We start from the raw sequence: 1,072 nt of genomic DNA, 5'->3' as shown, positions 1-1,072 counted from the left end.
ATTCCCTACTCCTACACTCTGGGTGCCTTCTTTGTTGTTACTGCAAGAGCGTGGTTATTACCCTCAGCTTCTTGCCAGAGTGTATAGAGGGTTTCTACAAAGGCGATATCCGCAGAGTTCTGCTTCTGACCATGAAAAACAATAATCTCCCCCTCAGCCACAGTCACTTCCAGTTTTGGATAATCCTCAGGTACAGGATAGACCTGTGTGTCATCCTCGACGTGTACTACATAGCCGACGGGTTTATAGAATGACAACAGATCTTCCAGAGCTCCCTGTTGTAAATCTTTCCCAAGAACATGAACCTGGGTATAGGCAGAGGTAGCTGCTGCTAAAAGCGTCTCATCATTGACAAAGATTGATTGACCCAGACGCTGCAGCTCAGGGGGCTGGTCGCTGGAAACGATGAGACGCATGAAGGTGCGCCCTTTCACTTCAACCTGGTCTACTTCAAGGTTGGCAAGGACAACATAGTGATCAACTTCGCCAAGGTTTCCTGCTCTTTCATTCACACCTTTCAGCACTCCGACCAAGTGTTCGGGGCTGGCAATTTTCGTAAATGGTTCTAATGTATGATTGTCGCCTAATTGAGAGCGCACAGCTCCAATTGAATCCTTATGGGTCATTCTGTCTCTGACTTCGATGAGTAGTTTATTTTCTGAAAAATTATGGGTGAACCTGAAAACTGCCTCATTACCTACCTTGAGGACTTTGGTGTACTTCTGAGCAATGTCATTGTCGTCTGTTTCAAACAGATCAACAGTGGAAACGCCACCGTCAATGCCAGAAAGAACGTCTGTGAAGCCCTTGGAAGGAATATCGTAGTCGGCTCTGAATTCAGCTCGATCGGGGTAGGTGGTTGTAAAGGATTTGGTTATTGGCTGCTGGTCATCACCTAAAGTTGGCTTAACTATGACCTCACTCTGGATGAACTCCGTATGTCCATTGTCCTGAATAACGATAGATTTTGTCTGTAGCCTGCGATCGGCCAGTGCCTGTGTAGCAATGATGGAAGAGCTGATAGTAATGGCCACTGCAAGGCTTAATGCATTGGGGTGAGCATGTGTCATTT

Annotated in this window: 1 protein-coding gene; it reads right to left on the bottom strand. The window is 46.5% G+C overall.

The window, feature by feature from the left end; genetic code table 11:
* Positions 1-11 precede the first annotated feature (11 nt).
* Positions 12-1,072, bottom strand: a 1,061-nt coding sequence (locus KDK16_RS04855; protein WP_257274930.1) for a hypothetical protein, incomplete at its 5' end; no start/stop codon positions are given.

It is taken from the genome of Endozoicomonas sp. SESOKO4, from assembly GCF_024606275.1.
This window is presented reverse-complemented; position numbering and strand designations above follow the sequence as displayed.